Below are 13,121 nucleotides of genomic sequence, written 5' to 3'. Positions count from 1 at the left end.
GATATCGGGAAACGGGAAGATGACGACAACAGAAATCGGTTTCGCGCACGAGTCCGGCAAGACGGTGTACACGGTGCCGGAGGCATTCCAGGAGACCGTGAAGCTACGACCGGAGCAGGTCGCGTTGCGGACCGTCGGCGGCACCACGGAAATCAGCTGGCGCGAATACGGAGAGCGGGTGCGCACGCTGGCGGCCGGACTCGCCGGACTCGGCGTCGGCCACGGCGACACCGTCGGCATCATGCTCACGAACCGACCCGAGTTCAATCTGATCGATACGGCCGCATTGCATCTGGGCGCCACCCCGTTCTCGATCTACAACACCAGCTCACCCGAGCAGATCACGCATCTGTTCACCAATGCGGAGAACAAGGTGGTGATCACCGAGAGCGCCTTCCTCGACGTGATCAAGAGCGCGGGCGTCGAACTCGAGCACATCGTGCTGGTGGACGGTCCGGCCGCCGATACGGTCAGCCTGGCCGATCTCGAGGCGAATCCGGCGGCCGACTTCGATTTCGACGCCGCCTGGCAGGCGGTCACCCCCGACGACCTCGCCACGCTGATCTACACCTCCGGCACCACCGGCCCGTCCAAGGGCGTGGAGATCACCCACCGCAATGTGCTCGCCCAGATCATCGCGCTGGTCAACGGCCCGCTACGGGTCGGCTTCGACGACCGCGCCATCTCCTATCTGCCCGCGGCGCACGTGGCGGACCGCATCTCCGGACATGCCATCAGCCTGCTCACCGGCATCCTGATCACCTGTGTGCCGGATCCGCGCGAGATCGCCGCCGCACTGCCGGACGCGCGCCCCACCATCTTCTTCGGTGTTCCTCGAGTGTGGCAGAAGATCAAGGCCGGTATCGACGGCAAGCTCGCCACCGAAGCGAGCCCGGTGAAGAAGGCGCTGGCCAACTGGGCCATCAATACCGGCGTCGCGGCCGCCCGCGCCGATCTGGGGGGCAAGGGCCGCAGCCCGATACTCGCCGCACAGTACAAGGTCGCCGACGCGCTGGTGCTGTCGAAGCTGCGGGCCGCGCTCGGCTTGGACAACCTGAAGGTCGCCGCATCCGGTGCCGCCGCGATCCCGGCCGAAACCCTGGAATACTTCCTCGGACTCGGGTTCACCGTCAGCGAAGTATGGGGTATGTCGGAGACCACCGGTGTGGCCACCTACACCGAACTGGCCAAGCCGCGCCCGGGTTCGGTCGGCCGGGCCGTCGAAGGCCTCGAGCTACGGCTCGGCGAGGACGGCGAACTGCTGGTGCGCGGCGCGATCGTCACCTCCGGCTACCGCAAGCAGCCCGATAAGACCAAGGAGGCGCTCGACGCCGACGGTTGGCTGGCCACCGGCGACGTAGCAACCATCGATGCCGACGGCTATGTGCGCATCGTGGATCGCAAGAAGGAACTGATCATCAACGAGTCGGGTAAGAACATCTCCCCGACCAATATCGAGAACGCGGTCAAGGCGGCTTCCTCGCTGGTCGGTCAGGTGGTGGCGATCGGTGAGGGCAAACCGTTCATCTCGGCGCTGATCGTGCTCGATCCGGACACCGCAGCCATCCGGGCCAAGGAAATCGACGCCCCCGCCGACGATCTGGCCGCACTGGCCACCCGCAAGGAGATCCTCGACGAGGTGCTGGCCGCGGTCGTCGCGGGCAACCGCAAGCTCTCGCGGGTCGAGCAGATCAAGCGGTTCACCGTGCTGGGCCAGCCGTGGGAGCCCGGCGGTGACGAGCTGACCCCGACCATGAAGCTCAAGCGCAACCCGATCGCGGCGAAATACGCCGAGGAGATCGCCTCCCTCTACACCACTCCGCTGCCCGAATCGGTGGTGAACGTCTCGTGACGACCGGTGGCCCTGAGCAAAAGCTCAGGGCCACAGTCGTTTTCGGTAGGTGCTAGGCGACCTCGTACTTGGCGACGATGGTGGCGCGCGCCAGGGTGTGGGAGAACAGGTTGAAACCGAGGAAGGCGGGGGTGGCGTTCTCGTCGATCTCCAACCGCTCCACATCCACCGCGTGCACCACGATGAAGTAGCGGTGGTACCCGTGTCCGGCCGGTGGCGCCGCACCGACGAATCCCGGGAACCCGCCGTCATTGCGCAAGGTGACCGCACCCTCGGGCAGCACGCCGCCCTCGCTGCCCGCCCCGCGCGGCAGCGAGGTGGTGCTCAGCGGAATGTCGGCCACCGCCCAGTGCCAGAAACCGGCGGCGGTCGGTGCGTCCGGATCGTAGACGGTGACCGCGAAACTCTTTGTCTCCGAGGGGAATCCGGACCAGGACAGCTGCGGCGACACATCCTTGCCGCCCGCGCCGAAGACGCCGCTGACCTGATCGTTGCCGAAGCTCTCGCCATCGGCGACATCCTCCGAGGTCACCGTGAAGCTGGGCACCTCCGGCAGCGCGTCGTACGGATTGTAGGAGTAGTCGGGCACGGTGATCCTTTCGATCGTCAGCTGTTCAACAGGAAGTGTTCCAGCACCCGGGTACCGAATTCGAGTGCCCGCACCGGAACCCGCTCATCGACGCCGTGGAACAGTGCGGTGAAATCCAATTCCGGCGGCAGCTGGAGCGGTGCGAAACCGAAGCAGCGAATACCCAAGCGGGCGAAGGCCTTTGCGTCGGTACCGCCGGAGAGCATATAGGGCACGGTGCGGCCCTGCGGGTCGTGGGCGAGAATGGCGTCGTTCATCGCATCGACAAGATGTCCGTCGAAGGTCGTTTCGTAGGAATCGAGTTTGGTGATCCACTCGCGCTCGACATCCGGACCGATCAGCTCGTCCACCTCACGCTCGAACGCGGCCTGTCGTCCCGGCACCACGCGACAGTCCACGACGGCCTCGGCGGTCTGCGGGATCACATTCGCCTTGTAACCCGCCTGCAGCATGGTCGGATTCGCGGTATCGCGCAGCGTCGCGCCGATGATGCGGGAGATCGTGCCCAACTTCGCCAGCTGACCCTCGATATCGGGACTGGACGGATCGAACTCCAGACCGGTCTCCTCGGCGACCGCGGCCAGGAATTCGGCGACCGAATCCGAAAGCACCAGGGGGAAGGTGTGTTTGCCCAGCCGCGCCACCGCCGCGGCCAGAATCGTGACGGCATTGTCCTCGTGCAGGAACGAGCCGTGACCGGCACGGGCCTTGGCGCGCAACCGCATCCAGCCCAGGCCCTTCTCGGCGGTCTCCACCAGATACAACCTGCGGTCGGTGCCGTCCGGGCGCGGCACGGTCAGCGAGAAACCGCCGACCTCTCCCACCGCCTCGGTGATCCCCTCGAACAGGTCGGGCCGATTCTGCACCAGCCACTGCGAACCCCACTTGCCGCCGTTCTCCTCATCGGCGAGGAAGGCGAAGACGATATCGCGCGGCGGCACCGTGCCCTCGATCTTGAACTGGCGCGCGATGGCCAGCATCATGCCGACCATATCTTTCATATCGATCGCGCCACGCCCCCACACATAGCCGTCGCGCACCGCCCCCGAGAACGGATGCACACTCCAGTCGGCGGCCTCGGCGGGCACCACATCCAGATGCCCGTGGATCAGCAGCGCGCCGCGGCTCGGATCGGCTCCCTTCAACCGCGCGAACACATTCCCGCGACCCGGTGCGCCCGACTCCACGTACTCGGTCGTATATCCCGCCTGATGCAGCTGATCGGCCACCCACTGCGCACATTCGCGCTCGCCCTTGGTGGTGGCCAGATCCCCGGTGTTGGAAGTGTCGAACCGGATCAGCGTACTGACCAATTCGACGACCTCGGACACGGCACGAGATGTGGTGTTCGGACCGGATACTTCGCCAGTTGCAGACACGTACCCTTTCCTACCACCTGACACCGCCCGCATGCCGCCGTAGCCGTGCGGGCACGGCCACTGCCGCCGTCACGAGGTGCGCGATCGTGCGCGGGTCCGGGTCGATTCACGCTGATCGCAATCGCGGGCGCCGGTGTGGTCGCGACATCGCGGGGTATGTCTCGGTCGACGCATCGACCGGAAAGCCGAGCCCATGAAGTTGCCGAACCTGCCATTGCCGCCCATCGATAGCGCGACCGACTGGGTCGCTCAACAGGTGCGAGCAAAGGTTCCCAAGGCGGATATGGACGATCGGGATCCCGGATTCATCGCCCGCACCGTCGGACCGTCCTGGCAGCTGGCCCGCACGTACTTCCGCGCCGAGGTGCGCGGGATGGAGCAGATACCCGAGGACGGGCCGATACTGTTGGTCGGCAACCACTCCGGCGGCAATGTCTCCCCCGAGGCGCTCGTGACCACCCTCGCGTTCGCGCACTATTTCGGACCCGAACGCCCCTTCTATCAACTCGCCCACAATCTGGTGATGGCCGTGCCGCTGCTCGGCACATTCCTGTCCCGCTTCGGCACAGTGGCAGCCGATCCAGACAGCGCCAGGGCGGCGCTTCGCAGTGGCGCGGCAGTGCTGGTGTACCCCGGCGGCGACTGGGAGGTGCACCGCCCGACCTGGGAGGAAGACCGGCTCGATTTCGCCGGACGCACCGGATTCCTGCGACTGGCCTGGGAGGAACACGTACCGATCGTGCCGTTCGTGAACTACGGCGCCCAGCAGAATTCCCTGATGCTCACCCGCGGAGACCGGATTGCCCGACTACTGCGACTCGATCGGACATTGCGATTGAAGGTGTTCCCGATTTCGCTGGCCCTGCCGTGGGGGCTGAACATCAGCGACCTCGCCGGGCATATTCCGTTGCCCACCAAAGTGACCGTCGAATTCCTGCCGCCGATCGACCTGCACGAGGTGTTGGGGCCGGAACTGGATCTGGATCGCGGCTACGAGTACGTCACCGGGATCATGCAGGAGACATTGTCGAAACTGGCCGAGGAACGCACATTGCCGATCCTGGGATGAGCGCCCTCACCTGGACAGGTGAACGCGCTCGGCGCCGATCCGGTCGATGCGATCGCGACCCCACGCCCCCAGCGGTTCCAGCGCCGCATTCAGGGCGCTACCCGATTCGGTCAGCCGGTACTCGACCTTCGGCGGCACCTCGCGGTAGATCTCGCGATCCACGATGCCGTCCTCCTCGAGCTCCCGCAGTTGCTGGATCAGCATCTTCTCCGATACACCTGGCAGGCCGCGGCGCAGTTCGCCGAAGCGACGCACACCATGATTCGCCAAATCCCACAAGATCAACGCCTTCCACTTCCCGCCCACCACATCCATCGCCGCGTCGATGCCGCAGACGTACGGTCCGGATCTCTTGGCGCCCATCGCTACCCGTTCCACATGCGTATCGGTAAGTACTGTCTCGAATAGTAGGTACTCGTCGCCCGCTCCGGCAAGACAGCAGCGCGACACGGAGAATTACCAGCTAAACCCGCGATTTGGTCAAAGCCGCCACATCCGATAGCCTTGCTGAGCACACCGGTCCGGGTGGCGGAATGGCAGACGCGCTAGCTTGAGGTGCTAGTGCCCTTTATCGGGCGTGGGGGTTCAAGTCCCCCTCCGGACACGTACCATAACCCCAACTGTGCGGGTCGAGAGATGTCTCGACCCGCACGAGTCGTTTTGCGGGGTGGTAGGTCATCTGCAGGTTGAGGTGCCGGTAGACCTCGGCTTTGTCCACCGGATCCGCCCCGGACAGCACGTGCCGGATATCTCCGAGTTCCTTGATGAGACCGCGGATCTCCTCGCTGGTCATTCGCCGTTGCCGTGTGATCGGCCGTGCACGGGCGAGGGCTTCGGCACGGCGGGCTTGCACCTCGGCCATCCACTGCGCCACCAGATGCGGGTCGGCTCCGGCTTCCAAGGCTGCCCGGTGTCGCGCCAGGATCCGGTCACAATCCTCGATCGCCTGTGCGATGGCCGCCACCGACGGGTCGGGGTCATGGTCGGGTTGGGCCCGGTAGAGGGCATCTATGGTCTCGGCAACTCGGTGTGGGGCGAAGCATGTGCCCAGCCAGTCATCGAGTGGGCCGAGTAGATCCCGTTCGGCCAGATACACGTTGCGGGGATGGGCGACTTTGTTGGCCAGGGCGTACTCGTTGGGGTACCGGCATCGGTAGAGCAGCATTTCCCGGCTTCGCTGGCCTTGCATCCTCCGCTGGCACAGCCCACACCGCAGCCGACCGCGAAACATGTAGGTGTGGTGGGTGCGGTGCCGTTCCCGCGTGCCGCGGCCCGCTCCCTTCGCGGCCAGGACCTGCTGGGCGCGTTCGAATGTGTCGGTGTCGATGATCGGGTCGTGCACCAGGTGATCGGAGAAGACCCACTGGTCACGGTCGTTCCATCGCATCCGGGTCTCATGTCCCAAAGCGATGTCCTCGACATCGATGAGGATTTCGTCTTTGCGTTGTTTGTTCCACACCTGCCGCCCGGTGTAGCGAGGGTTGGACAGGATCACCCGAATCGCGCCCTTGGACCAGGCTTCCCCGGGGCGGTGTCGGTTTCGTGCGGGGTCGTAGGCCGACGGCGAGGGGACATCGTCGCGGGTAAGCGCCTCCGCGATCGCGTAAATCCCGCGGCCACCGAGATATTCGGCAAAGATCCGTTGCACGACCGGTGCGGTCACCGGATCGGATTCCAACCGATGCAACCGTTTCCCGTCGGCGGCCTTGGCCGGATTCGGATGCGGCCCCGCGTCGGCCAACCGGTATCCATAGGGAGGTCGCCCGCCCAGGAAGCGGCCCTCGACACTGGCTTGGGCGGCCATCGCCGCACGAACCCGTATCTTGATCCGGTTGCGCTCGCCCTTGCTCATACCCCCGAACACCGACATCACCAAGTCGTGGGCCTCGGAGTCCGGATCGACGGCACCGCCGACCTCAGGCACCCATAACTGCAGTCCGTAGTGGGTGAGGACCGGGAAGGTCAGGCCGTACTGGTTGCCGTAGAAGGCTCGCTGCGGCTCGCCGATCACCACCGCGTCGAAACCACGATCCGGGTCCCGCATCGCCTCCAGCAGCCGCGCCGCCTGCGGTCGACGTTTCCAGGGAATCGACCGAGACTGACCGACATCGAAGAACTCGGCCACAATCTCGCCGTGCCGATCGGTCAACGCCCGCGCCCGCGCCCTCTGCCAATTCCGGGACGCCTCCGGGTCCTGCTGATCCTCGGTCGACACTCGCCCGTAGAACGCGAACCTCACCACTACGCCGCCCTCCGCTCACTGCGGAACTCGCCCTGTCGCCGGGCTGGTTCCTGAGCCTTGTCCCGCGCCTGCCGCTGCGCGGCGTTGTACAGCAGACGCAGCACCGCATCAGCTGCTGCTGGTCCCAACATCGGTGGATCCAATGGTGTTTGCACAACCAGCTCCTCGACACAATCTGAGTCATCGCCACGTAGTCGCCGGCTCATGACGTAATTCCCCTCCTGATCACCAACGCGGTCGCCGATGTTGATCGCCTAGCAGCTTGGAGGGTGTCGCCATCCTGTAATGCAGCACTCATCAACTACTCCTTCGAAGCCGGTGAGGGGTGGGACCGTCGACGCATGCACCGAACACGCGGTCACATCCACGCTCGGTAAACGCCTGGTCGTCAACCCCTATCGGGAACGGTGGGCCGATTTCCACGGCAGCGTTCTCCTGCCCATTCTCTGAATTGTTCTGACCCAATTGCCATTTGGTGACCTTCCATAGAATCCGGGGCTTGTTGATCGGCGAGCCTCTCACCGTCCGCACCCTCGGCGATCCGAATCTCGATGTCCGCCTCCGAAATTTCGGCACCCATGCCGCGACGCGGTCGTATTCCGACACGACGACAGCGACTTCCGCGAAGGCTGCGAGAAGTCGAGTTCTTTTGGTGTGTAGGTCATTTCATCCCGTTTCCCGTATCGATGTCGTATCGGCCGTGCCCGAATGCGGGTCCATGAACGCTCCCTACACCGGCCGTCGTCAAGCGAACCCCGGGATTGCCCGCACCACAGTGCGTGGGTGCCTGCGGGATTTTCGGCGCGACTCGTTTCGGGCCGTGGTGCTGCTGATTCCGGGTCGGGTACGTGGGAATCCGACTGCCGTCACAGAAATGGTGGCAGCCGCGCATTCGTGTGGTGCGACACCTGATCCGGTCCCGGCGTCGGGTATGCGTGTAGTCCTGCATGGGCTGCGTGGAATCCGGTCCCCGTGATCGGCGACGGCGCCGCGCGTGGGCATCCGGAAGAAGATGCTTGTGTAACAGCGCAACCCAGCCACCGCAGCACCAGAGCGCCCGCCTCGGCCGCTCCCCTTTGCTGTGGTGTCCTCGGGCACCGAGTTGCCGCCGGGGTGGGTCGGGGGCGGTGCTCGGTGGCGCGAGTGTGGCGAATCCGGGCTCATACCGACCGACCGTCGAGGAGTACCTCTTCCCCGCTGTCGGTGTCGTCGGCACCGTGATCTGAGGTAGCGGTCCCGGCATGGCCGGGGTCGGTCAGTGCAGGCAGCGATGGCAGCGCGTTGAGGTCGATATCGCTGTCGCCGTCATCGCCCGTGGTGACGAGTTCGCTGGGATCGGTAGTGATCAAAGCGTTTTCGGTGGGTGAGGCCAGGGATGCGAAGACGGCGCGGTCGGTGCCGCCGACTGCGAGCAGGCCGCTGCCGCGTGCCGCGCAGAGCAGGAATTGTTGTTCGCCCTCGGAGAGCCGGAACGCGGCGGCGACCTCGTCGATGGCTTGCGGGGCCTGACGCAACAGGATCTGGGTCGCGGCATTGGACACGATCGCGCGCCCCAACTCGGTGGAGAGCACATCGGCGCTGTCCTGGGTGGCGACGGTGAGCCCGGCCCAGTGTTTGCGGAAACTCTTCGCCGCCCGGAACAGGAACTCAGCTGCGGCGGGTTGGCGCATGAGCAGCCACGCCTCGTCCACCGTGATCATCCGAGGCCGCCGCTCGGCCGGGCTCGACACTCGCCGCCAGGTCGCGTCCAACACCAGCAGGGTCCCGATCGTCTTGCATTCCTCGGGCAACTCGCGCAGCGAGAACACCACCAGCGCGCCCTCGGGGTCGGTGGTGGTCGCCCCGTCCAACAACCCGGCATAGGCCCCGCCACCGACGAACGGGTGCAGCGCGGCGGCCAACTCTTCGGCGGCGGGCGTGGCGAGCCTGCCCAGGTGGTCACGCAATCGGCTCAGTGTCGGGGCGGGTCGGGTCCAGGTGGCAGGGTCCTCGGTGATCCCGACAGCGGCATAGGTAGCTGTCAGGGCGGTGTCCAGTGCTGCACGTTGCGCCGAGGTCTGGTCACCGAGCAGGACGTGGATCAGGGTGTGCAGGAACAGCTTCCGGCGTGTGAGGGCGTCGGCGGGGGCACTGCGACGGCCGTCGGGGCGGGTGTGGATTTCCAGGTCGAACGGGTTGAGTCGGCCCCCGGTGGTGCCGAGTCGGATATGGGTGCCGCCGACCGCTTCGGCCAGGCGCCGGTATTCGTCCTCGGGGTCGATGACGACCTGCTCGATACCGCGATAGAGCGAGCGCAGGATCTCGGTCTTGACCAGATACGACTTCCCCGCCCCGCTACGGCCCAGGATCACCATGTTGTGGTTGTGGGCCTCGGGGGCGAACCGGTCCACGAACAACAACCCCGAGGCGGCGTCGCGGCCGTAGAGCACCCCTTCGGGGCGTGCGGCGTGGACGGGGTCGGCGGCGGGCAGTTGTGGGGAGTCGAACGGGAACGCCGCCGCGAGGGCGGCGGTGTCGAAGGTGCGCCGCACCCGGATCAAATCGAGGCCCAGGGGCAGGGTGGTGGCCCAGGCTTGGGCGGCGCGGTAGGCGAGGGTGCAGGTGTCGATGAGCAGGCTCGCTGCCAACGCCCGCACTGCGGCGACCTCATCAGCCAGTTCCGTTTCGGTGTCGGCGTGCACGGTGAGATACACCCCGGCCCGGAACAGCCGCGCCTCGGCGCGAGCTACACGCGCCGACAACTCGGCGGCGTCCTCGACGGCGACATCGATCTGCGGGTCGCTTAGTCGCCCTCGGCTCGCGTCGTGCATTCGGGAGGATTCCAGGCGCGCGAGTTGGTGGCGTAGCCGGGTGGCGGCGGTGACCGGGTCGACGGGATCGATGTGCACGGCGACCTCGACCCGCCCGGGATGGGTCAACAGCGGCGCGAGCCATCCGGCGGTGACTTCGCGCGGATATCCGGTGACCGCGAGGGTCGCCGCCCAATCGGACCCGACCTGTAGGTGGCGGGTGCCGATCGTCAGCGACTCGGGCGCGAACCCGGTGTCGAGCGCGAACGGGTCGGCGCGGCGAGAGTCGGTGTCGGTGCATCCGGCGGCGGTGATGATGGCCTCGCGGGCTGCAGCATCGGCGGCGGCCGATACGAGTCCCTCGGGGTTAGCGCAGGCGCTCAGGACGGCGGTGGCTTGGAGGTCATCGAGGGCGGTGATCGTGACCCCCAGCGGGGCGAGGGTGTCGGCGGCCTCGGTCATGCGGCGCAGTAGCCGTGACTCGGCTGCCCGGCGCGCGCCGGCCGACAATCCGCGGCGAGCCCGGCCCCGCCCGAGCAGCCACCTTCCGGGTGAGGTCGCGGCGGCCGGATTGTCGAGGGATTCTCTCCAGATCAACAGGACCTGGCGGCGGGTGAGGTGCTCCCCGGCCGCCAACTCGCTCAGGTGTGCGGCGTGGTCGTGGGCGGCGGCAGCCAGGTCCGGGGACATCTCCAGTGCGGCGGTGTGTAGGCCCGCGAGGTGTGTGGACAGGTCCAGGCGGGCCGAGCGGATGAGGATCTGCACGGGTTGGCGCAGGGTATGCAGCCAGCCCGCGAGTTGCCCGACGAGGCTGTCCTGCTCGGCCGGGGTGCGCAGGGCGAGGTTGAGGGTGCCCGCGACCGCGACCACCGCGAGCCCATCGGCCCCGAGGTCGATCACCCCGACACCGCCACTACTGCTGCTGGTGACCGACTGCGGTAACCGCAACTCCTCGGGTGACAACGCTGTCGGAACCGGCGGGCGAGGCCGGGCTCGGGTGGCGCGGTCGGTGATCCATCTTGGTGCCGCGAGCACGGCACCCTCGGATTCGGTCACTAGGTGACGCGAACGCAGGCGGTGTCGGATCGCGGCCACGAGCAGCAGGTCGGCGGGGAGCCCGTCGCGGCGGGTGAGGATCGCGACGGTGACCACGGCCGCGATCGGAGCGGCGGGGGCCAGGAACACCAGCGGCGCGATCACCGCGCGGGTGGCGATCCACGCCGAGTACAACAGGAGCGCGGCGGTGGCGAGGATGGCGAGTTGGCGAGCGGTGAACGGCCCGAGCAACCGGTCACTGCGCTCGACATCAGCGGGAATACGCACAGGAGTCGTCATCGAAGCCCTCCTCGGGGAGCGCGGGACCTGCGGCGGCGGACGGGAAGATCCGGGAGCGGCAGATGCAGCTGCCGTCCCGGCGACGGCGTCGACGCGGGTGGCGGTTGAGGAGGTGTGGGCGGTGGTGGCGCGGGCCGGATTCGATTCACCGGGAACGGCAGCGGATACTGGCCGCTACGCAACGGCCGGATGCGGTCATAGGGATCCGACGGTGCGGGCGTCTCGAAATCGAATGAGAGCTGTTCGGGTCGGCGGCCTCGCGGAACTGTCGCGCGTGGAGGTACAGGCGGTCGCGTGGGCTTCACTCTCCTCACCGGGATCGGTAACGGGTACTGACCGTCCCGCCCGGGTCGAGTCCCCCGGTAGGGGTCGGCCGGGGTGAAGTCGAACGCGAGTTGTCTCCCGCGCGGCGCGCGACCCGTGGTTTTCGGCGCAGCGGTGGGCTGCGCAGAGGCCGGGGAAGGTTGCCGCCGGACTCGGTGCACGCCCTCCAGGGGCAGCATCAGCTGTCCGTCGCGGGTGGCGCGCACCCGCGCGTACGGATCCGGCGACCCGGATGCGACGGTGCGCCGCCCGCGCTGTCGGAGCTGGGCGGGCGTGGCCGGTCCGCCGCGCCCGCGCCCCGTGCTGGTGCCTTTCAGTAGGCCGAAGGTTTTGTAGACGACGTAGCTGCGCACGATCGAGCCGACGAGGGTGCGGCCGTGGCCGATCCGCAGCACCGATAGCAGCCAGAACGGGGTCTTGATCAGCACACCCATCAAGGCGAGCGCGACGATCAGATCGACAATCCCGTTGGCGGTGGGGCCGAAGAAGTTCCATCCGTCCGGGGTCAGGAACACCCGCAAGATGGTGACCAGAGTCAGCGACTGCACCACCTGGATCGCCAGGCACGCGGCGAACGAGCGCCACCACCAGCGCGCCACCATCTCGAGGCCGGGGAGGGCGTGGCACATCAACGCCAGCGGCGCGGAGACGATCAGGATGACGGTGACCGTGACGCGCACCACGTAGGAGACCAGCAGCACGACCAGCATCACCACCAGCGCGAGCAGCAGCAGAATCGTGAAGGTCCCCGGCGCGGTGCCGCCGGTCGATGCCAGCTGGGTCAACGCGGCGGCGGCGGAGTCGGAGTCGACACCGTTACCCGAGAGCGCTTGCGCTAGCGCGTTGGCGAATCCGATCGCTGCGGTCGCGATGACCATGCTCATCGCTGCGGTGATGAACCCGACCACCAGCCGTGGCACCAGCTCTCGCCACGACCATCGCGTCTGCAGGGTTTCGCGCACCATCAGCAGCACCCCGGCCGCGGTCACCACCAGCCCGTACAGCGCGAGCACCAGCTGCCACGACTGATTCCACAACGCACCGACCTGCGGCAGATCGCCCGGTTCGGGGGTGGTGAGCAGGGTCTGCGACACCAATTCGAGAAGCGGGTTGAGCGCGGAGTCGACCAGACGCTGGAAGAACCCGTCGATCGCTTTCGCCACGCAGCCGGAGATGTTGCTCACCCCGCACTCACCAGCCCCCGGCCCCGACCCCGGCGGGCTCGCCGGGGTCGGGACTGCCGAGTCGGGAACACCGGGGGTGGGCGAGGCCGGGCTGGTGGTGGGTGGCGGCGTGATCCAGCGCGACGGAGGCACCGCCGAGGTCGGAGCCGGTGTCGTGGTGGTGGGTGCGGGTGTCGCCGGAGCCGACGGCAGCGGCACGGGCATCGGTGGTGGTTGCGCGGCGGCGCTCACCACACCGGCGAGGGTGATCAGCACCGCCGCGAGCGCCACCGCGACCGTGGCCGCAGCGGGGCGGCCGGTACGCGATGCCCGCAGCCCGACCACAGGCGCGAGGCGGGCTAGTAGTGGGGCGCTCACG

General features: G+C 67.2%; 9 protein-coding genes and 1 tRNA gene. 3 read left to right on the top strand and 7 right to left on the bottom strand.

All coding sequences use genetic code 11. The features are described from left to right. Positions 1–19 precede the first annotated feature (19 nt). Positions 20–1,852 carry an AMP-dependent synthetase/ligase gene (locus tag ACQP1T_RS20850; RefSeq protein ID WP_433754725.1) on the top strand — a complete coding sequence of 611 codons (1,833 nt, stop codon included), beginning with the start codon at positions 20–22 and terminating at the stop codon, positions 1,850–1,852. Positions 1,853–1,904: 52 nt separating this feature from the next. Here the strand turns inward: ACQP1T_RS20850 and ACQP1T_RS20845 are convergent, their stop codons facing one another. Then, the gene (locus ACQP1T_RS20845; RefSeq protein WP_433754724.1) at positions 1,905–2,441 is read right to left on the bottom strand and encodes a YbhB/YbcL family Raf kinase inhibitor-like protein; all 537 of its coding nucleotides are present in this window, start codon (positions 2,439–2,441) and stop codon (positions 1,905–1,907) included. Between the two features lie 17 nt (positions 2,442–2,458). Further along, positions 2,459–3,853: a M20/M25/M40 family metallo-hydrolase gene (locus ACQP1T_RS20840; RefSeq protein WP_433754723.1), complete on the bottom strand. Its 1,395-nt coding sequence runs from the start codon at positions 3,851–3,853 to the stop codon at positions 2,459–2,461. Between the two features lie 160 nt (positions 3,854–4,013). Here ACQP1T_RS20840 and ACQP1T_RS20835 point away from each other — a divergent pair, with 160 nt between their 5' ends. Continuing rightward, on the top strand, positions 4,014–4,889 hold the full coding sequence (locus ACQP1T_RS20835) for a lysophospholipid acyltransferase family protein (protein WP_433754722.1): 876 nt from the start codon (positions 4,014–4,016) through the stop codon (positions 4,887–4,889). Positions 4,890–4,895: 6 nt separating this feature from the next. On the opposite strand, the gene ACQP1T_RS20830 is transcribed toward ACQP1T_RS20835, so the two are convergent. Further along, on the bottom strand, positions 4,896–5,252 hold the full coding sequence (locus tag ACQP1T_RS20830; RefSeq protein ID WP_433762281.1) for a winged helix-turn-helix transcriptional regulator: 357 nt from the start codon (positions 5,250–5,252) through the stop codon (positions 4,896–4,898). Between the two features lie 156 nt (positions 5,253–5,408). Between ACQP1T_RS20830 and ACQP1T_RS20825 the strand changes: the two genes are divergently transcribed. Then, positions 5,409–5,493 (top strand) — tRNA-Leu (locus tag ACQP1T_RS20825). Here the strand turns inward: ACQP1T_RS20825 and ACQP1T_RS20820 are convergent. The 4 genes from ACQP1T_RS20820 to ACQP1T_RS20805 all read right to left on the bottom strand — a co-directional run bounded on the left by ACQP1T_RS20820 (position 5,458) and on the right by ACQP1T_RS20805 (position 13,120). Then, entirely contained in the window at positions 5,458–7,131 is a 1,674-nt protein-coding gene (locus ACQP1T_RS20820; protein WP_433754721.1) for a recombinase family protein, read from the bottom strand. The genes ACQP1T_RS20825 and ACQP1T_RS20820 overlap by 36 nt on opposite strands. After that, a complete protein-coding gene (locus ACQP1T_RS20815; protein ID WP_433754720.1) occupies positions 7,131–7,286 on the bottom strand; it encodes a hypothetical protein in 156 nt (51 codons plus the stop codon). Before ACQP1T_RS20815 ends, ACQP1T_RS20820 begins: the two co-directional genes overlap by 1 nt. A gap of 1,005 nt (positions 7,287–8,291) precedes the next feature. Then, a complete protein-coding gene (locus ACQP1T_RS20810; RefSeq protein ID WP_433754719.1) occupies positions 8,292–11,255 on the bottom strand; it encodes a PrgI family mobile element protein in 2,964 nt (987 codons plus the stop codon). Continuing rightward, complete coding sequence (locus ACQP1T_RS20805) at positions 11,252–13,120, bottom strand: hypothetical protein (protein ID WP_433754718.1); 1,869 nt, start codon at positions 13,118–13,120, stop codon at positions 11,252–11,254. Before ACQP1T_RS20805 ends, ACQP1T_RS20810 begins: the two co-directional genes overlap by 4 nt. Position 13,121: the final 1 nt, after the last annotated feature.

This window comes from Nocardia sp. CA-135398 (assembly GCF_050955845.1).
Taxonomy (GTDB): Bacteria; Actinomycetota; Actinomycetes; order Mycobacteriales; family Mycobacteriaceae; genus Nocardia.
This window is presented reverse-complemented; position numbering and strand designations above follow the sequence as displayed.